At 61.9% G+C, this 19,768-nt stretch carries 16 protein-coding genes; 6 read left to right on the top strand and 10 right to left on the bottom strand.

What is annotated here, in order from left to right:
• Together cobT and cobS are read right to left on the bottom strand one after the other, a co-directional pair.
• Positions 1–1,855 (bottom strand): cobaltochelatase subunit CobT (gene cobT / locus AC2FM5_RS14930; protein WP_496736531.1); only part of this gene is annotated, 1,855 nt, incomplete at its 3' end.
• 125 nt (positions 1,856–1,980) lie between these two features.
• A complete protein-coding gene (gene cobS / locus AC2FM5_RS14925; protein ID WP_093964859.1) occupies positions 1,981–2,967 on the bottom strand; it encodes a cobaltochelatase subunit CobS in 987 nt (328 codons plus the stop codon).
• Between the two features lie 605 nt (positions 2,968–3,572).
• On the opposite strand from cobS, the gene AC2FM5_RS14920 reads away from it, so the two are divergent.
• Positions 3,573–4,475, top strand: a complete 903-nt coding sequence (locus AC2FM5_RS14920; RefSeq protein WP_496736529.1) for a Hint domain-containing protein — start codon at positions 3,573–3,575, stop codon at positions 4,473–4,475.
• A gap of 5 nt (positions 4,476–4,480) precedes the next feature.
• On the opposite strand, the gene AC2FM5_RS14915 is transcribed toward AC2FM5_RS14920, so the two are convergent.
• Positions 4,481–5,101, bottom strand: a complete 621-nt coding sequence (locus AC2FM5_RS14915) for a J domain-containing protein (RefSeq protein WP_170340931.1) — start codon at positions 5,099–5,101, stop codon at positions 4,481–4,483.
• A gap of 107 nt (positions 5,102–5,208) precedes the next feature.
• Between AC2FM5_RS14915 and AC2FM5_RS14910 the strand changes: the two genes are divergently transcribed.
• Together AC2FM5_RS14910 and AC2FM5_RS14905 are read left to right on the top strand one after the other, a co-directional pair.
• Positions 5,209–5,463, top strand: coding sequence for a BolA family protein (locus AC2FM5_RS14910; RefSeq protein ID WP_480636397.1), 255 nt, complete (start codon positions 5,209–5,211; stop codon positions 5,461–5,463).
• An 82-nt stretch (positions 5,464–5,545) separates the two neighbouring features.
• Positions 5,546–5,935: a DUF805 domain-containing protein gene (locus AC2FM5_RS14905; protein WP_480636395.1), complete on the top strand. Its 390-nt coding sequence runs from the start codon at positions 5,546–5,548 to the stop codon at positions 5,933–5,935.
• Positions 5,936–5,947: 12 nt separating this feature from the next.
• Here the strand turns inward: AC2FM5_RS14905 and AC2FM5_RS14900 are convergent, their stop codons facing one another.
• From AC2FM5_RS14900 to pepN, 6 genes are all read right to left on the bottom strand, one after another.
• Complete coding sequence (locus AC2FM5_RS14900) at positions 5,948–6,415, bottom strand: DUF4177 domain-containing protein (RefSeq protein ID WP_496736526.1); 468 nt, start codon at positions 6,413–6,415, stop codon at positions 5,948–5,950.
• Positions 6,416–6,498: 83 nt separating this feature from the next.
• Positions 6,499–7,755 (bottom strand): peptidase T, encoded by a 1,257-nt coding sequence (gene pepT, locus AC2FM5_RS14895; RefSeq protein ID WP_496736524.1) that lies wholly within the window; start codon positions 7,753–7,755, stop codon positions 6,499–6,501.
• 152 nt (positions 7,756–7,907) lie between these two features.
• Positions 7,908–9,419, bottom strand: a complete 1,512-nt coding sequence (gatB, locus tag AC2FM5_RS14890; RefSeq protein ID WP_496736522.1) for an Asp-tRNA(Asn)/Glu-tRNA(Gln) amidotransferase subunit GatB — start codon at positions 9,417–9,419, stop codon at positions 7,908–7,910.
• Positions 9,420–9,509: 90 nt separating this feature from the next.
• Complete coding sequence (locus AC2FM5_RS14885; protein WP_496736520.1) at positions 9,510–10,757, bottom strand: hypothetical protein; 1,248 nt, start codon at positions 10,755–10,757, stop codon at positions 9,510–9,512.
• Between the two features lie 142 nt (positions 10,758–10,899).
• Complete coding sequence (locus AC2FM5_RS14880) at positions 10,900–11,343, bottom strand: hypothetical protein (protein ID WP_170340328.1); 444 nt, start codon at positions 11,341–11,343, stop codon at positions 10,900–10,902.
• Positions 11,340–13,892: an aminopeptidase N gene (gene pepN / locus AC2FM5_RS14875; RefSeq protein WP_496736518.1), complete on the bottom strand. Its 2,553-nt coding sequence runs from the start codon at positions 13,890–13,892 to the stop codon at positions 11,340–11,342. Before pepN ends, AC2FM5_RS14880 begins: the two co-directional genes overlap by 4 nt.
• Positions 13,893–14,107: 215 nt before the next feature.
• Here pepN and AC2FM5_RS14870 point away from each other — a divergent pair, with 215 nt between their 5' ends.
• The 3 genes from AC2FM5_RS14870 to AC2FM5_RS14860 all read left to right on the top strand — a co-directional run bounded on the left by AC2FM5_RS14870 (position 14,108) and on the right by AC2FM5_RS14860 (position 17,673).
• The gene (locus AC2FM5_RS14870; protein WP_496736516.1) at positions 14,108–16,243 is read left to right on the top strand and encodes a malate synthase G; all 2,136 of its coding nucleotides are present in this window, start codon (positions 14,108–14,110) and stop codon (positions 16,241–16,243) included.
• Between the two features lie 36 nt (positions 16,244–16,279).
• Complete coding sequence (locus tag AC2FM5_RS14865; RefSeq protein WP_496736514.1) at positions 16,280–16,705, top strand: GlcG/HbpS family heme-binding protein; 426 nt, start codon at positions 16,280–16,282, stop codon at positions 16,703–16,705.
• A 188-nt stretch (positions 16,706–16,893) separates the two neighbouring features.
• Positions 16,894–17,673 (top strand): gamma-glutamyl-gamma-aminobutyrate hydrolase family protein, encoded by a 780-nt coding sequence (locus tag AC2FM5_RS14860; protein WP_093964872.1) that lies wholly within the window; start codon positions 16,894–16,896, stop codon positions 17,671–17,673.
• Positions 17,674–17,737: 64 nt separating this feature from the next.
• Here AC2FM5_RS14860 and AC2FM5_RS14855 read toward each other — a convergent pair.
• Positions 17,738–19,768, bottom strand: a 2,031-nt coding sequence (locus tag AC2FM5_RS14855; protein ID WP_496736512.1) for a molybdopterin cofactor-binding domain-containing protein, incomplete at its 5' end; no start/stop codon positions are given.

Below are 19,768 nucleotides of genomic sequence, written 5' to 3'. Positions count from 1 at the left end.
TCACGCGGGCCCGCGCGCGCGGGTCGCTGTCGAACAGCGCGGCCAATTGCTCGGTCATCGCTCCTGCCAGCTGTTCGACATCGGTAATCGTGACCGCGCGATCATAATAGCGGGTGACGTCGTGGCCGATACCGATGGCCAGCAACTCGACCATCTTGCGCTTTTCGACCATGGCGATGACATCGCGCAGATGCTTCTCAAGGTAGTTGGCGGGGTTCACGCTGAGTGTTGAATCATCGACCGGAGCGCCATCCGAGATCACCATCAGGATCTTGCGCTGTTCACGACGCGCCAACATCCGGCGGTGGGCCCATTCCAGCGCCTCGCCGTCAATGTTTTCCTTCAGCAGGCCTTCTTTCATCATCAGGCCAAGGTTGGGCCGTGCGCGGCGCCAAGGCGCGTCGGCGCCCTTGTAGACGATGTGGCGCAGGTCATTCAGGCGGCCGGGTTGCTGCGGTCTGCCGTCGTTGAGCCACGCCTCACGCGCTTGTCCACCCTTCCATGCCCGCGTCGTGAAGCCCAAGATCTCGACCTTCACGTTGCACCGTTCCAGCGTGCGGGCCAAAACATCGGCGCAGATCGCTGCAATGGAAATCGGCCGTCCACGCATCGAGCCAGAATTGTCCAGCAACAGCGTCACCACGGTGTCGCGGAACTCGGTATCCTTCTCGACCTTGAAGCTGAGCGGTGTCGTGGGGTTGGCTACCACCCGCGCCAGCCGACCGGCATCCAGAATGCCCTCTTCGCGGTCAAACTCCCAGCTGCGGTTCTGCTGTGCCTGAAGGCGGCGCTGCAGCTTGTTGGCCAAGCGGCTTACAGCGCCCTTCAGCGGCTCGAGCTGCTGATCCAGATAGGCGCGCAGCCGTTCCAGTTCGGCGGGTTCGGCAAGGTCCTCGGCCGCAATCTCTTCGTCATGTGTGTTCAGGTAGACCATGTAGTCCGGATCGGCCTCGGAGGCGGGCGGAGGGGCAGGCGGCTCCAAAGGCGCTTCGCCCTCGGGCATCTCGGCTTCTTCACCCATCTCGTCCTCGGCCATCTCGTCCATCGAGACCTGCGCCTGAGACTGATCCTGTTGCTCTTCCTGAGTTTGCTCGGGCGTCGCGTCGGCGTCCTGGTCGTCTTGGTCGTCCTGGCCGGTGCTGTCCGGATCGGGCTGTTCTTCGGCGTCTTCCTCGGCCTGATCTTCCTGATCTTCGTCCAGTTCGTCCGGGTCGTCACCCAACTGGTCGCCATAGCCCAGATCCTTGATCATCTGGCGGGTGAATTTGGCGAATTCGGCCTGATCCGAGAGCACCTCGTCGAGATTCTCCAACACCCCGCCGGCCTGTTCCTCGATGAATCCGCGCCACAGGTTCATGACGTTCTCGGCTGCAGCGGGCAGATCACGCCCGGTCGCCAGATGACGGATCAGATAACCCGCCGCCACCGCAAGCGGTGCCTCCGAGGGTTGCTTGCATTGGTCATAGCCGCGCCGCAACGCCTCGTGGCCGATCTTGACGTCAATGTTCGAAGCCGTGCCGGGCATGTCCCGGGCGCCCATCGCTTCGCACCGGGCGGTTTCCATCGCTTCATAGAGGTCGCGCGCCATATCTCCCGGAGGCGCATATCGTGCATGCGTCGCATCGTCATGGTAGCGACGGTTCAGCGCCAGGGCATCTGCGGTGCCCCGCGCCAAAAGAACCTCTTCGCGTGTCATTCGGCGTGACACCTGCGGCAGGCGCATCGAGTCTCCGGACAGGCCCGACGGGTCGACGGAATAGCTTACCGACAACTCGGGATCATCGGCCATGACCTTGGTCGCCTCGGCCAGAGCCTTCTTGAACGGATCAGCAGGGTTGTCGTTCTTCTGCGCCATATCTATCAGCCCTCACTCACGCCCTTAGGCCCGACGCCCGGTTAAAGTGGCCGGACCCCGTCTTCATCTGGCCCCCGATGTCCCCGCCGGGGGCGTTGCGCCCGATCTGGGCGCAATCGATGCCATCAACCCAGGCTCACGCTGGCCGCGCTTTCCGGCAGTTCTTCGTCAAAACAACGCTGATAGAACTCGGCAACGGTCTGCCGTTCCAACTCGTCGCATTTGTTCAGGAAAGACAAGCGGAAGGCGTAGCCCACGTCGCGGAAGATCTCGGCGTTCTGCGCCCAGTTGATAACGGTACGCGGGCTCATCACGGTCGACAGATCGCCGTTCATGAACGCCGTCCGGGTCAGGTCGGCAACGGTGACCATCTGGCTGACGGTCTTGCGGCCTTTTTCGGTGTTGTAATGCGGCGCCTTGGACAGAACGATCATCACCTCGGCGTCGTGGCTGAGGTAGTTGAGCGTCGCCACCAGCGACCAGCGGTCCATCTGGGCCTGGTTGATCTGCTGAACGCCATGATACAGGCCGGTGGTGTCACCCAGACCCACGGTGTTGGCGGTCGCGAACAGGCGGAAATAGGGGTTCGGCGTGATGATCTCGTTCTGGTCCAGCAAGGTGAGCTTGCCGTCATGCTCCAGAACCCGCTGGATCACGAACATCACGTCGGCGCGGCCGGCATCGTATTCGTCGAACACGATGGCCACAGGGTTGCGCAGCGCCCAGGGCAGGATGCCTTCGTGGAATTCAGTCACCTGTTTGCCGTCGCGCAGCTTGATCGCATCCTTGCCGATCAGGTCGATCCGGCTGATGTGGCTGTCCAGATTGACGCGCACTGCAGGCCAGTTCAGTCGCGCAGCGACCTGCTCGATATGGGTCGATTTGCCGGTGCCGTGATAGCCTTGGATCATCACCCGGCGGTTGTGGGTGAACCCGGCCAGAATTGCCAGCGTGGTTTCGGGATCAAACTTGTAGGTAGGGTCGATTGCCGGCACGCGGTCGCTGCTTTCGGCGAACCCTTTGACGGACATATTGCTGTCGATCCCGAACACGTCACGGACCGAGATCTCTTCGGTGGGTTTTGCGTTGATATCGGTCGATCCGTCAGCCATGCGCCTTGTCCTTATCCTTTGGCCCGTTTTGCCGGGTTTGAACCCGTGTGTGGTGCAACATATTGCAGATAAGGGCAAGGGAAAGCGGCCCCCTTGGAAAGGTGAGCAGGTTTTTCTTTCAAACTGGCCCTATTGACGTGCGGGCGATCCTTGGTCGCGACGCGTACCAGGTGCAGGTCAAGCCGCGTTTGTCAACAATGGCACTGCGGCCAGTTCGGACGCACATGCCGATCCATGTGTCGGAAATGCTGTATGCAGGTAAGTATTCAATAATCCAAATGTTGAAAATGACCTTATCAGACATATGAAAAATGGTCTCATGGGGCTTTTTGCAAGTTGCTCAAGTACACAGCAGATTTCTTTGCTAGTCGCGAGCCTGAACTGTCAGGTGGCAATACCAGACGTCGAGATGGCAGTTTCTGGATTCAGCGTCATCCTAAGGACGTGTAGAAACTAGGCAGGGCAACACTTTCGGCGAACTGGAAAGTGACCTCGGGCAAATGCCACAAGAAATCTTCACAACTTGCGGCTCGTCACGTGCAGATATTGAAATGTGTTGTGGAGGTGGTACACTATTTCGGACTTAGTTTGAGAAAAAGGTTGCCATGGCTTTAGTAATTACCGGTCCAACGAGGATTTTCTTTCCTCCGAACACGGACACATTTTCTGTGGACTACAACTCCAACAAGCCAGCGTCTTGGTTTGTATCTGTAACAGATGACGGACCTCTTTCCCCTTCAGATTACTCGGTTACGATTTCCAGTGCTGGTTTACTAACAGTGGACCTGCAGCCGGGGGTTATTGTTCCCCCAAATACAACTCTGAGTTTGATCGTCAGAGCCTCCAGCGGGTCTGGAAATGGCAACAATGCCTCGATTGGGGTAACCGTTAGCTTGCCCGCTGGAACGGTGCCGTGTTTCGTGAAAGGGACATTGATTGAAACTGAAAGTGGCTGTCGCGCTGTTGAGGAACTCGCTGTTGGTGACAAAGTGCGCGCTTCCAGTGGTGAACTGCTACGCATCGAGTGGATCGGAGAGAAGACCCTGCAGGCAGAAGCTTTGAAGCGAAACCCCCAGTTACGTCCGGTTTGCATTCAGAAAGGTGCATTCGGAAAAGGACTGCCTGACCGAGATTTGTACGTTTCTCCACAACATAGGATTGTCGTGGATGGTTGGCGCGCAGAGTTGCTGTTTGGAGAGCCAAAAGTTTTCGCCGCGGCAGTTCATCTCGTTAACGAACAAACAATTCGCCAAGTAAATACTTATGATCCCGTTACATACTACCACATTGCTTGCTGTCGCCACGCGATACTGTTGTCGAATGGTTTGCCAACTGAAAGTCTGTTTTTAGGTGAAATGGCGGTGATGTCCTTCGATCGGGAGGATGCCGAGGAACTCCGTGTGCTATTTCCCGAACTGCGAAACGCGGCATCCGCTTTTGAGCAAACGCGCGTACGTTGCCTAAAACGCCCCGAAGCTGCTGCGTTACGCGATACATTCGCGCACTAAAACCGCTATTTGAAGTTTCTGCTGTCCTTGATTTGATCCCAGGCCCAGACGACTTCCTGCAGCTGTTCTTCCTGGCTGCGGTCGCCGCCGTTCATGTCCGGGTGCAGCACCTTGATCAGCTTTTTGTAGGCTTTGCGAACCTCGGCCTTGGTCCAGGTGTCCTTGGCTTCGAGGATTTCGATCGCACGACGCTCAGTAGGCGGCAGACGACGGCCTGTTGCGGCCCGACCGGGGTTCTTGGTCGCGTTTTCGCCCAGAACCTGATGCGGATCTTCGATGCCAAGCCGGGCCCAAGCCCGCGCCTCGGGATCGCCCATCGGCTTGGTTTCGCGCTCCCACACTTTGTCTTTCGACCGTTGGGCGTTCAGTTCGGCCTCGGTGGTGCCGTCGAAGAAATTCCACTTCTGGTTATATTCGCGCACGTGCTGCTGGCAGAACCAGAAAAAGTCGTCCAGCACATCCGGTGCCTTGGGCGCGCGGAACTTGCCGGCTTCCTGGCATCCTTCGTGGTCACAGACCCGGGTCGAGGTCTCGGACGCGCCCGACATGCCCCGACGCCCGCGCGGGTTTTTCTTCTTGGCGCTGGACACCGACATGTCGAATCCGAAGGGATCTGGTTTCACCATATGCTCATCCTCATGAACGCGTCTTTTCGACTCGGAGGCAGCAGTTTAATCTAAGTGATCGAAAGTAGAAGAGGGGCGCGGCAAAATATTTGCCGCTGAGCGTAAAAATGACCGTGACCGACGAAATCCGCCAGCGACTGCAGGCCGAGTTCAACCCGCGTGAACTGGAAGTCGTGGATGACAGTGAACGCCATCGCGGCCACGCAGGGTTTCAGGAAGGCGGCGAAAGCCACTTTAACGTCCGCATTCGCGCTGAAGCGTTTCAGGGGCAGTCCCGCGTTGCGCGCCACCGGGCCGTTCACAAGGCCCTCGGCGACATCGTTCCGCGTATCCACGCCCTGGCTTTGGACATCGGTGACTAAAGCCTTTCGCCCGACTTTTTCGATTATTGTCGGTTTTTTCGAATAATCTGCTATGTTTCCCGTGATTTGCGCGGAGGAAACTATGGAACAGATGAGCCACGCCGTTCGTACGGTGCTGTCAAAATACGCAACCTTTCAAGGGCGCGCACCGCGCTCCGAGTTCTGGTGGTGGGTGTTGGCGATCTTTCTGGTGCTGATTGTCACACAGTTGATAGACGGTGCGGTGGTGGCGCCTTTGCTGGGCTTCGATGCCTTCGCTTCGGAAGCCGGTCAACCGCTGTCGTGGCTAGTCTCGTTGGGCGTGATCGTGCCGAACATCGCGGTGGGTGTGCGCCGTCTGCATGACACCGGGCGGTCCGGTTGGTGGATCCTGATCGGTTTGATTCCGCTGATCGGTACGCTGATCCTTCTGTATTTCTACATTCAACCCAGCGAGCAGGCCGAAAACGCCTATGGTGCCGCGCCGGCCTGACGCGGCCTTCGCCTACCTGTCGGGCTTTTCTTTCTCTTCCTCGGCATCCGCTTTGGGGGCATCTTCTGACTTGGCCGGCTTCAGCGTCAGCGGCGGGTCGTCATGGTCCTGCGCGATGCGGGCCGGAGCCTCGACTTGACCGGCCGCAGCCGCATCGTCCGGGCCAGGAACCGGTCGTGCCAGTGGAGTGTCATCCGCTTCTGGCGGGGTCAGGAGTGCGGCGACGTCGTCGTTGGCGACTTCGGTTTCGACCGCACGGCGAAACACCAGAACATTGCGCCAGTTTTCGGCGGACCCGGTCAGGCCGACCCGCTCCTCGCTGGGCAGCAGCTCTGCGCGCTGGTACTCCCAGCCTTTCGCACCCAACTCGTTCAGCAAATGCTCGATGGTGACGGCAAACCGGCCCTCGGGTGTTTTGACCCCCTTGGCTTTGGTGCCTTTCTTGGGGGCCGGGACGACCTTGTATTCGTAACGCTGCATCAATGGTTCCTGAACTGGTGTTGGCGGGCAATGTATCGTTCCGTCCGGGACGGGGAACAGAAAACTTCACGCCCCGGCGAATTTCAGCCTCGACTGTTGCTTTCCCCATGCGTCGCCTTTGAGGCGATCTTCAGGCACAGCTCGGTCGCCACCGCCATGTCCTGGACCGAGATCCACTCCAGCGGCCCGTGGATGCATTGCATCCCGGTAAAGATGTTGGGGCAGGGGGTGCCAAATTCGGTCAGGCGCGACCCGTCGGTGCCGCCGCGGATCGGAACCGAGACCGGCTCGATCCCCATGTCACGGCAGGCCTCGCACGCCAGATCCACCGGTGTCATGTCCTTTTCCAGCCAATAGCGCATGTTGCGGTACTGGTGGCTGATCTCGACGCTGATCTTGGCGCGCGGTTCGCTGGCCTGTACTGCATCACAGACCTTGCGCACCAACTCGCCCTTGGCTTCCAGCCCGTCCATCTCGAAATCGCGCAGGATCAGCTTGATCTCCATCTCGGACGAGCCGCCGTTCAGGTCGGTCACGTGGATGAACCCTTCGCGCCCGTCGGTGACTTCGGGGGTCATGGTGGCCTGCGGCAACGTCTGCACGATCTTGGCCGCCAGATGGGTCGCGTTCACCATCTTGTCCTTGGCCAGGCCCGGGTGAATCGAAACGCCCTCGATCCGGATCACCGCCCGGTCAGCCGAGAAGCTCTCGTATTCGATCTCGCCCAGTTGCTGCCCATCCAGCGTATAGGCGAAGTCGGCGCCCAGATCCTTGGGAAGCGCCTCGGTTACGCCCCGGCCGATTTCCTCGTCGGGGGTAAAGGCGATGCGGATCGGTCCATGCGCGATCGTCCGATCGGCCAGCAGGTGCCGGGCCATCGTCATGATGATCGACACGCCCGCCTTGTCGTCGCCGCCCAGCAGCGTGGCGCCCGAGGCGGTGATCAGGTCGTCACCGACCTTGCTGGCCAGATAGGGATGCTCGGCCGGGGACAGCACCAGTGACGGATCGTCGGGAAAGGTAATGTCGCCGCCATTGTAGCCTTTGATGACTCGCGGTTTGACCCCGGTCGCGTTGAACTGCGGTGCAGTGTCCACATGGGCCAGAAAGCCGATAGTCGGCCCCGGCGCGGTGCCCGGAATGGTGGCCAGAACGACGCCATAGTCCGTCATGGTCACATCCTGCGCGCCCATTTCGGTCAGTTCCTGCCGCAGCAGGTTCAGCATGTCGTATTGGATTTCCGTGCTGGGGGTGGTGGGTGAGTTTTCGTCGCTCTGGCTGTCGATAGCAGCGTAGCGAACCAGCCGGTCCTCCAGCTCCTGGTCAAATCTGTTCTGCATGGCACCTTACCTCTCTGGCCAAGACAAAGGCCGCAACCGGCCGCCCGAGTCAAGCGCCGCCTCGAGCCTGGAAGGCGTCAAGAACTCCGGGTAAAACTTTGAGCAACCGGGCAAACCCGGCTGCCGGGCCTGTACAAATGGAAAGAAAGACCTTATTGGCCCAGCTTCTGCGCAACCAACTGGTTGACCGCCTTGGGGTTGGCCTTGCCGCCGGTGGCCTTCATCACCTGTCCGACGAACCAGCCGGCCAGCTTTGGGTTCACCTTGGCCTTCTCGACTTGGGCCGGGTTGGCAGCGATGATCTCGTCCAAAGCAGCCTCGATGGCACCGGTGTCGGTCACCTGCTTCATGCCGCGCTCTTCGACGATCTGCGCCGGGTCGCCGCCTTCGGTATAGACGATCTCGAACAGGTCCTTGGCGATCTTGCCCGAGATGGCGTCCGAGGCGATCAGGTCGATGATCTCACCCAGCTGCGCGGGCGAAACCGGCGAGTCGGTGATGTCGCGGTCGTCTTTCTTCAGGCGGCCGAACAGCTCGTTGATGACCCAGTTCGCGGCCAGCTTGCCGTTGCGACCCTTGGCGACCTCTTCGAAGTACGCGGCCGATTCAACCTCGGCGGTCAGCACCGAGGCGTCATAGTCGGTCAGGCCAAAATCGTTGATGAAACGGGCCTTTTTCTCGTCCGGCAGCTCGGGCAGCTTGGCGGCGATGTCATCGACCCAAGCCTGCTCGATCTCAAGCGGCAGCAGGTCGGGGTCCGGGAAATAGCGATAGTCGTGCGCCTCTTCCTTGGACCGCATCGAGCGCGTTTCGCCCTTGTCGGGGTCATACAGGCGGGTCTCCTGCTCGACCTTGCCGCCGGCCTCGACGATGGCGATCTGGCGACGCGCCTCGACCTCGATGGCCTGCTGGATGAAACGCATCGAGTTCATATTCTTGATCTCGCAACGCGTGCCCAAGTGCGAAAAGTCCTGCGTTTCCATGTATTTCTCATAGTCGCCCGGACGGCAGATCGACACGTTCACGTCGGCCCGCAGATTGCCGTTCTGCATGTTGCCGTCGCAGGTGCCCAGATAACGCATGATCTGGCGCAGCTTGGCGATGTAGGCGGCGGCCTCTTCCGGGCCGCGGATGTCGGGGCGGCTGACGATCTCCATCAGGCAAACGCCGGTGCGGTTCAGGTCGACGAAGGACATGTTCGGATCCATGTCGTGGATCGATTTGCCTGCGTCCTGTTCCATGTGGATACGCTCGATGCGCACCATGCGCGCGGTGCCGTCGCCCAGTTCCACCAGAACTTCGCCTTCGCCCACGATCGGGTGATACAGCTGGGAAATCTGGTAGCCCTGTGGCAGGTCGGGATAGAAATAGTTCTTGCGGTCAAAGGCCGATTTCAGGTTGATCTGCGCTTTCAGGCCAAGACCCGTGCGCACTGCCTGTTCCACGCAGAATTCGTTGATCACCGGCAGCATGCCCGGCATGGCCGCATCCACGAAAGACACGTTCGAGTTCGGCTCGGCCCCGAATTTGGTCGATGCCCCCGAGAACAGCTTGGCATTGGACGAGACCTGCGCGTGCACCTCCATCCCGATCACCAGTTCCCAGTCGTGCTTGGCACCGGCAATGGTCTTGGGTTTGGGCAGTTCATAGGTCAAGTCGAGCATGGCGCGCCTCATTTCCGCAGAAGTTCAGGCATGGGTATTATGCCCGGCAAGGCCAAGGGGCAAGGGGCAAAGGGCGCCGAGACGCAATTCTCAGTGGCTGGTCAGTTGCAGACCTGAAGGCGTGAAGGTCACGTCGGTCCCGTTGCGCAATTCCTCGCGGAACAGATCACCGATGGCGCGCAAAGCGTAACGCTGTCCACGTGCCGCGAACCGCTCGGGTGAGTTGACGCGGACCGAGTTGTTGAACCCGTTGGCCGCGTGGGCCCAGATGAGCGGGTGCAGTTCGGTCAAATGATCGCGGATCAGCCATTGGGCGGCCTCCCGGATCTGGCACCGGACCAGATCGGCCTTGTCGTCCAGACCGAACCCATTCTGCACCGTGATCGCGCAATACGAGGCCAGCAGGTTGATCGTTTGCTGGTCCGGCATCCGTTGCACAATGTCGCGCAGACCTTCCAGAAAATACTCGACGTCCAGCCGCGCGCAGGCTTGTTCATCCAAGGCAATTGCGTCGAACTGAACCCACGTGTATCCGCCGGCACCCCACGTGTCGCGCGTGTTCGCGGCATTGCGCAGGGCCTGCACCTCAAGCTCTTCATAGCTGCCGAACCATCGCGGCAGCAGGTGGCTGCCCATCGCGCGCATGTGTCGATGGTTTCGCGGATCCAGCGAAATAAGGCGTTCGTACTGATCCGCCACCCGGGCCCGCTGGGTGCGCTGACCAGCCAGCAGGGCACAGTCGGCGGCGGCGACCACAGGGCTGTCCGGCAGCGCCTTGCGGCACTCGGGCAGGATGGCTGCAGCCCGGTCAAAATGTGCAGCACAGCGTGAACGATGCAGCGGCGGTAGCGCCGCGTCCAGAGCCGTGCCACGCCACGCCCATGCCAGATCGATGTGGGCCAGAGCGACGATGAGAGCAATCATCGGATCATCGGGATGATCCTGTTTCACACCCTCAAGCTCGGAAATACCGCCAAGCAGGTCGTACTCGGCGATCGCACCGCCGTCGGACAGCGCGTGTTCGGCGGCCAGGACAACATCCGATCGCGCGCCAAATGCCAGAAGATCGGCGATGGGCAGCCCGTCCGGGGCTGTTGTCCGCGCTTGGTCCGCGGCCCGGATCTCGGTTGACAGTTCGGCCCAACGATCCTGCCGAGCAAGATGGCGCCCGCGTTCGATCATGTCCCGCCCGATCAGGTCAGCCGCACCCAGTTCCGCAACGGGAATATTGAGACGCCCGACATCTTCCAGACAGCGGGAACCCGCGTCCGAAACCGGAGCCACGTGAGTTGATATGGGATTGATGCGGGCAAGACCTGCCCAGAACGACCGGAACATCGAAAACACTCGAAACTGTACAAACTTGTTAACTAGCGATGAATTCTGAACCGGAATTGTGACCAGTTCAAGGATTCTAACATTAAACTTTCTGCTTCAATGGATCAGACAGGATCAATCTACGCGGATTCCGTGAATCGTTTCAGAAAACCGTGAAATGGTGCCGATCAACCCGGAAGCCGGCTTGTTGCAGCGCCTGTTCCAGCTGTTTGTGCGGCGGTAGGGACTCGTCCGGCAGGCGCAACCGCTTGCCGCTGGTCAACACAATCGACACGCGCACGGAAAAATCCCAGCGCGTGTCGAAGCGGAAGAAGTCGATCTCGGTCAGGTCGATCTCGCCCTGCCGCGCGCCCGAATGCCAGCTCAGTTTGGCCGGGTCCAGGTTCAGCCCGGCATCGGTGTCGCGCAGCACGTCCCACAACGCGGGCAGGGTGCCCAGCGCCAGCAACCCGATCAGCCACCAGGCCGCGCCGAAAACCAGCACAAGTGCCAGCAGCCCCGCATAGACAGCGGCCAGGATGGCGATGCTGCGGGGCGACCGGTTGTGTCGGGTAAAGCGAAACCCGGAGCCCTCGGGCGCCGTCATGCCCCGAGGATGCGCGAGATCATCTCGGTCGTGTCGCGCGACAGGTTCGGGGTTTCGGCGATGTGGGTCAGTTGGGCGCGGATCAGGTCCTGGCGGTCGGCGTCATAGCGTTTCCAGGTCTGGAAGGCGGTGCACATGCGCGCGGTGGTCTGCGGGTTGACCGGGTCCAACCGGATCAGCCAGTCGGCCAGCAGGTCGTAGGCCTCGCCGCTGGCGTGGTGGAACCCGGCATGGTTCATTGCCAGCCCACCCATCAGCGCACGGAACCGGTTGGGGTTCTTCCAGTTGAAATCCGGATGCTCGGACAGGGCGCGGGCGATCCGCGGCGCATCGTCCGGGGCGGCCAGCGAGGCCTGAAGCCCGAACCATTTGTCCAACACCAGCCGGTCATGGCGCCATTGGTCGTAGAATGCCGCCAGTTCCGCCTGACCTTTGCCAGCACGCAGCAGGCAGGACAAAGCGCTAAGCTGCAGGGTCATGTTGTCGGCCTTGGCATAGACCTCGGCCGCCATCGCCCCGCCGTCCAGCCGGGTGGTCAGGGCCAGCGCGGCGCTGCCCAGGGCGCGCTTGCCCGCCTGTTCGGCATCGGGCGAATAGGGGCCGTCGACCAGCGCCTCGGAGTGCAGGCGGGGCAACAGGTCTTGCATGTGCTGGGCGGTGGCCTGGCGCAGGGTCTCGACCGCGCGCCAGATCGCCATCGGGTCGGGCGTTTCGCCCTGTTCGTGCAGCGCGGCGGCCAGTTCCGACTGGGTCGGCAGGCCCAACATCAGCGCGCGATGGGCCGGGTCCAGATCGGCGTCGCGCAGAACCGCCAGCAGGCCATCCAGATATTCGGCATCGGAGGCCGCGTCCTGGGTGATCATGCGCAGCAAACTGTTCTGCGCCAGCGTCCGCCCGGCCTCCCAGCGGTTGAACGGATCAGTGTCATGGGCCAACAAAAACGCGCGTTCGGCGTTTGGGCGGTCGTGTTCAAGGATCACCGGCGCCGAGAACTCCCGCAGGATCGAGGCGACGGGCCGCGCGGACAACCCCTCGAAGGTGAAGCTCTGGCGCGCTTCGGTCAGTTCCAGGACCTCGGTGCCGCGCACCTCGTCGCCATTGGGGCCCAGCAGGCCCACGGCCACGGGGATCACCTGCGGCAGCTTTTTGGGCTGGCCGGGCGTGGGCGGTGTGGTCTGGGACAGGGTCAGGGTATATGTGCCGTCGGCCCAATCCTCCTCGACCTTCACCCGGGGCGTGCCGGACTGGCTGTACCAGCGCTTGAACTGGGTCAGGTCGCGGCCGGTCGTGTCCTCGAACACTTTCAGCCAGTCCTCGATCGTGCAGGCCTGCCCGTCATGGCGTTGGAAATACAGATCCAGCGCTTTGGAATAGGCCTCGTCCCCCACCAGCGTATTCAGCATGCCGATCACCTCGGCGCCTTTTTCATAGACGGTCGCGGTGTAGAAGTTGTTGATCTCTTGAAAGCTTTCGGGGCGCACGGGGTGCGACAGCGGCCCGTTGTCCTCGGGGAACTGGCGCGCGCGCAGGTCGATCACGTCATGGATGCGCTTGACCGCTGCCGAGCGCATGTCCGAGGTGAACTGTGCGTCGCGGAACACGGTCAGCCCCTCTTTCAGGCACAGCTGGAACCAGTCGCGGCAGGTGATGCGGTTGCCGGTCCAGTTGTGGAAATACTCATGCGCGATGATCGCCTCGATCCGTTCGAAATTGGCATCGGTCGAGGTTTCAGGGCTGGCCAGCACCGCCGACGAGTTGAAGATGTTCAGCCCCTTGTTCTCCATCGCGCCCATGTTGAAATCATCCACGGCGACGATGTTGAACACGTCCAGATCGTATTCGCGGCCATAGACATCCTCGTCCCATTTCATCGACCGCTTCAGGGCCTCCATGCCAAAGGCGCATTTGCCCTCGTCCCCGGGGCGGACCCACAGATTTAGTTCCACATGCCGCCCCGATTTGGTGGTGAAACTGTCGGAATGGGCAACCAGATCACCGGCGACCAGCGCGAACAGATAGGCGGGTTTGGGCCAGGGGTCGGTCCATTCGGCCCAGCCTTCGCCCTTGCCCGTCGGGTTGCCGTTGGACAGCAGTACCGGCAGGTCGCCGTTGATACGCACGGTGAAGGTGGTCATCACGTCGGGCCGGTCGGGATAGAAGGTGATCTTGCGGAACCCCTCGGCCTCGCACTGGGTGCAATACATGCCGTTCGACATGTAAAGCCCTTCGAGCGCAGTGTTGTTGCCGGGGTCGATCTCGACCTCGGCCTCCCAGACAAAGGGGGCATCGGGGACGCTGGCGGTCAGGCCTTTGTCGGTGACGTCAGGAGTGATCGGGGTGCCGTCGATGCTGGCGCGGATCAGCTTCAGCTCTTCACCGTGCAAAAAAAACGTGCGGTCGGTGGCCTGCGGATTGGGCCGGAACGCGATGCGCGAAGTCACGCGCGTTGCATGCGGGGCCAGATCGAAGGTCAGGTGAACGCTGTCGACCAGAAAACCGAAGGGCGAATAGTCGGACAGGTAGATCGTGGTGGGGGCGGCGTCGCGCATCTGGGGCCTCGTGTCGGTGTGTTCCCGCGCGACGTTAGGAGGATCGCCGTGGCGCTGCAAGCAGGCGGGTCGGGGCGGCATTACCTTGCACGGTTTGAAGCTGTTTCAGGCGGAATTGGAAGGCGGATTGATGCAGCGGCAAGTTGCCTATCGGAAACAATGCCCCTAATTGAAGACTGCATACAACGGCACACGATGGGCAGGAGATTCGAGTCATGAACGGCAGAGCTATCCGGAGCGGATTGGACGTAGATCAGGTTCTGATTGATTTCATCGAGGAACGCGCGCTTCCCGGAACGGGCGTTGAGCCCGATGCATTCTGGGCCGGTCTTTCGCGGATGGTGTCCGAGTTTGGCCCGAAAAACCGCGCCTTGCTGCAAAAGCGTTCGGATATCCAGGGCAGTGTCGACGCGTGGCACCTTGCGCGCAAAGGGCAACCCATCGACATGGCCGAGTATCAGGCGTTCCTGCGCGAGATCGGCTATCTGCTGGATGAAGGCCCCGATTTCCAGATCGACACGGCGAATGTCGACCCCGAGATCGCCGCGACGCCCGGCCCGCAACTGGTGGTGCCGATCACCAATGCGCGTTTTGCTCTGAACGCGGCCAATGCCCGTTGGGGCAGCCTGTATGACGCGCTGTATGGCACCGACGCGATGGGCGACCTGCCGCAGGGGGGCGGCTATGACGCGGCCCGCGGTGCGCGGGTCATCGCCTGGGCCAAGGCGTTTCTGGACGAGGCCGCACCGCTGGCCCAAGGCAGCTGGGCCGATGTGTCCGGTCTGAAGGTCGAAGGCGGCGCATTGGTCCCGGCGCTGGCTGATCCCGGGAAATTCGTGGGCTTCGGCGGCGCGGCCGAGGCCCCGGACTTCGTGCTGCTGCAGAACAACGGTTTGCACGTCCAGATCATGATCGACCCGTCCAGCACCATTGGCGCCTCGGACCCGGCGGGCATTTCCGATGTGCGCCTGGAGTCGGCCCTGTCCACCATCATGGACTGCGAAGACTCGGTGGCCTGTGTCGATGCCGAGGACAAGGTCGTGGCCTATAGCAACTGGCTGGGCCTGATGAAGGGCGATCTGACCGAAGAGGTCTCGAAGGGTGGCCGAACATTTACCCGCAAACTGGCCGAGGACATCGCCTTTACCCGGCCCGACGGATCGGCCGGCAGCCTGAAGGGCCGGTCGCTGATGCTGGTGCGCAATGTGGGCCACCTGATGACCAACCCCGCCGTGCTGGACGCCGAGGGCAACGAGATCGGCGAGGGGCTGATGGACGCGCTGTGCACCACGCTGATCGCGATGCACGACCTGCAGCGCGATGGCGGCAACTCGGTCCACGGCTCGGTCTATGTGGTCAAGCCCAAGATGCACGGACCCGAAGAGGTGGCGTTCTCGGTCGAAATCTTCGACATGGTCGAGGACATTATGGGCCTGCCGCGCAACACCGTGAAGCTGGGCATCATGGATGAGGAACGCCGGACTTCGGTAAACCTCAAGGAGTGCATCCGCGCCGCGAAATCGCGCGTGGCCTTCATCAATACCGGGTTCCTCGACCGGACGGGGGACGAAATCCACACCTCGATGGAGGCCGGGCCGATGCTGCCCAAGGGCGACATGAAGAATACGCCCTGGATCCAGTCCTACGAGGATCGCAATGTCGATATCGGGCTCGCCTGTGGGCTGAAGGGCCGGGCGCAGATCGGCAAGGGTATGTGGGCCATGCCCGACCGGATGGGCGAGATGCTTGCGGCCAAGATCGGCCACCCCATGGCCGGTGCGACCTGCGCCTGGGTGCCGTCGCCCACCGCAGCGACCCTGCACGCGACCCACTACCACAAGGTGGATGTTCTGGCCCGTCAGGATGAGATCGCCGCTGGAGGCCCGCGCGGCACGCTTGACGATCTGCTGACCATCCCGCTGCTGGGCGGCCGCAACCTCAGCGACGATGAAATCACCCGCGAGATCGAGAACAACGCGCAGGGCATCCTGGGCTATGTCGTGCGCTGGGTCGATCAGGGCGTCGGCTGCTCGAAGGTGCCCGACATCAACGACGTGGGTCTGATGGAGGATCGCGCCACCTGCCGGATTTCAAGCCAGGCGCTGGCCAACTGGCTGCATCACGACGTGATCGGCGCCGATCAGGTGATGGCGGCGATGAAGAAGATGGCCGCCGTGGTTGACCGCCAGAACGCAGGCGACCCGGCCTATCGGCCCATGGCGCCGGGGTTCGACGGCATCGCCTTCCAGGCCGCCTGTGATCTGGTGTTCAAGGGGCGGGTGCAGCCCTCGGGCTATACCGAGCCGGTCCTGCATGCGCGGCGGCTGGAACTGAAGGCCCGTCAGGGCTAGAACCGGGACAGACCACCGCAGACAGAGGACAAAATCATGTCGGTTTCACTCAGAAAGGCCCGCACCATCATTCGCAAAACCCTTGAGAAAGGGCGCGAGATGGACCTGAAACCCCTGTCGGTGGTGGTGCTGGACGCCGGTGGCCATGTCATCGCCTTCGAGCGCGAGGACGGCGCGGCCCCGGGCCGGTTCGCGATTGCCCATGGCAAGGCCTATGGCTCGGTCATGCTGGGCATGGCAGGCACCGCCCAGATGCAGCGGGCCGAGGCGCAGGCCTATTTCATGGCCGCGGTGAACGGGGTCTATGGCGGGCAGGTCGTTCCGGTTCCGGGCGGCGTGCTTTTGCGCGACCGCAAGGGTGCCGTGATCGGAGCTGTCGGGGTAACCGGCGACACCTCGGACAACGATGCCGCTGCCGCCATGGCAGGGATCGAGGCCTCCGGGCTGACTGGCGAGACCTGATCTGAAGAAGCGCCGTTCCGCCGAGGCCGCCTCTTTCGGGAAATCGATCCAGCGCTCTGCGGAAATCGGGAACATTGTGTGCGTATCTGAACACGTCCTTGCGCCATGGTGCAGGGCGTGTTTTCTTGCACGTTACTGAAGGGGCGGATAATTTCCGACCAGTTCAAGTAAAACAGCAAGGTAGCACAATGTCCCGACCCGTCGTTGGCATCATCGGCAATTCGTATCTGATGAACGACCAGTACCCCACCCATGCCGGGGGCACGATGAATTCGGACGCGGTCGCGAATGTTTCGAACTGTCTGCCGCTGCTGATCCCGGCCGACCCGCGTTATGTCGACGTGGCCGAACTGCTTGAGGTTTGCGACGGGTTCCTTCTGACCGGTGGCCGCCCCAACGTTCACCCCGAGGAATACGGCGAGTCGGCAACTGACGCGCATGGTGAATTCGACCGGGCGCGCGATGCGATCACCCTGCCGCTGGTGCGGGCCTGCGTCGAGCGCGGCCAGCCCTTTCTGGGCATCTGCCGGGGTTTCCAGGAGGTCAACGTGGCCATGGGCGGCACTCTGTACCCGGAAATCCGCGATCTGCCCGGCCGGATGAACCACCGCATGCCGCCCGATGGCACTCTGGAAGAGAAATTCGCCCTGCGCCACGTGGTCAATCTGACCGAGGGCGGGGTATTCCACCGACTGTTCGGCGCCAGCGAGGTGATGACCAATACGCTGCATGGGCAGGGTATCAAGACGGTGGGCAAGAGCGTGGTGATCGACGGCCACGCGCCGGATGGTACACCCGAGGCGATCTATATCCAGGATGCGCCCGGTTTTACCTTGTCGGTTCAGTGGCACCCGGAATGGGATGCGGCGAATGACCCGGTGTCGCGGCCCCTGTTTCAGGCTTTTGGCGACGCGGTGCGGGCTTGGTCGGCAGGCGCCATGCCGACGCCGGTGCGGCAATCGGCCTAAAAGTCAGCTTTCAGATTTCTTCAAAAGACCGGCGCGACAATCACCGCGCCGGTCTTTTTTCGTTTCACACCAGCAGGTTGAACTGCTTGTTGAGCGGCAGGGTCCGAGCGCGCTGGCCGGTCAGGTCAAACAGCGCGTTGCCAAGCGCCGGCATCGAGGGCGGCGTGCCGGGCTCGCCCGCGCCACCCATGAAGCGGTTGGTTTCCAACACCTGAACCTCAACCTGCGGCGCGGTGTGCATGCGCAGCGCGTCATAGTCGGGGAAGTTCATCTGTTCGACCTCGCCATCGGCGAAGGTGATCTCGCCGTAGCAAGCCGCCGACAGGCCATACATCATGCCGCCGAACATCTGCGCCTTGACGTTTTCAGGGTCCAGCGCCAGCCCCATGTCGCAGGCGATCCATGCCTTGCTGATGCGGATGGTGCCGTCTTCGTCGGTCACCTCGATCACCTGCGCGACCGGGGTGCCGAAGCTGTAGGTGAAGGCCACGCCGCGCCCCACGCCATCGGGGGTCTTGCCCGTCCAGTCGGACATGTCGCGCACCGCCTCGAGGCACCCGGCCGAGGGCGCGTGTTCGTCGCGCATCAGCTCCAGCCGGAACTCCAGCGGGTCGCGTCCGGCGGCATGAGCCATCTCGTCGATGAAGGTCTCGTGGAAGAAACCGTTGTGGCTGTTGCCGACCGAGCGCCAGAAACCCACCGGGATCTTCAGGTCGGCGATATGGCCGCTCATGCGATAGTTGGGCACCGCGTAGGGCTGGTTGAAGAACCCTTCGACCAGAACCTTGTCCGGGCCAGCGCCGGGCATTCCGGTATAGCGCTCAACGGCTTGCTGCGTGCAGGACTGCGCGGCGACCGCACCATCGATGAGCACTGCTTTGCCATCCTGAACCGCACCGCGCATCCGCGCCATCGCACCGGGGCGGTAGTAGTCGTGACGCATATCTTCTTCGCGGCTCCAGGTGGTCTGGACCGGAGTGCCGGGCATCGCCATGGCCACTTTGGTGGCGATGTCGCCGAAATCCAGCTCTCCGCGGCGACCAAACCCGCCGCCCAGATAGGTGGTGTGGATTTGGACGGCTTCGGTGTCCAAACCGGCCGTGTTGGCAACGCGGAACTGGATCAGCGTGGGGGCCTGGTTGCCGCACCACAGTTCCAAGGCGTCGCCGGTGAACAGCGCGGTGGCGTTCATCGGTTCCATCGTGGCGTGGGCCAGGTAGGGGACAGTGTATTCAGCGTCGATCACGGTCGCGCCTTCGGGAACGATGCTGACATCGCCGTCATCGCGCATGGTCGAGTTCGGATCCGCGTCGAAGGCCTTGGCGATCTCGGCAAAGATGGCGTCGGTTTCGGGCGGATAGGGGGCCTCGCCCCAATCGACGTCGATGGCCTCGACCGCCTGGTTGGCCAGCCAGGTGTTGGTGGCGATCACCGCAACACCGTTGCCCAGATCGACAACCTTTTCGACACCCGGCATTGCCTTGGCGGCGCTGTCGTCAAAGCCGTTCATCTGGCCGCCCAGCCTGGGGTTCATCCGGACGCTGGCGAATTTCATGCCGGGCAAGCGCACGTCAACGCCGAACTGGGCGGTGCCGGTGGCCTTTTCCACCATGTCCAAACGCGGCAGGGTCCGGCCCAGATAGCGCCACTCGGACGGGTCGCGCAGCGGAGCTTCGACGGGTTCCACCTGCGACACATCGGCGGCCAGCTCGGTATAGGCGATTTTGCTTCCATCAGGCGCGATGACGTGACCCGAAGCGGTCTTCAACTGAGCCCGATCCACCCCCAGTCGGTCGGCGGCGGCCTGTTTCAGCGTCTCGCGGGCGGAGGCACCAGCCGCGCGCATTCGCTCGAACCCGTCCTTCATCGAGGTCGAGCCGCCGGTGACCTGCAGGCTGAGGGCTTTGCCGATCACGCCAAGGGCCTCGCCCAGATTGTGCTGGAAGTTCGAGACGTCATAGCCCTTGTTGGGCAGGCTCTCGCCGATCAGGGCCGAGTTGTAATAAGCCGCCGCCGCAGGTCCGTGCAGAACGGTGACCTGATCCAGATCCACGTCCAGTTCCTCGGCAATCAGGGCAGCCCATGTGGTTTTCAC

This window comes from Ruegeria sp. BHSA162 (assembly GCF_059613385.1).
Note: the sequence above shows the minus strand (reverse complement) of the source record. Positions and strands in the feature narration are given on the sequence as shown.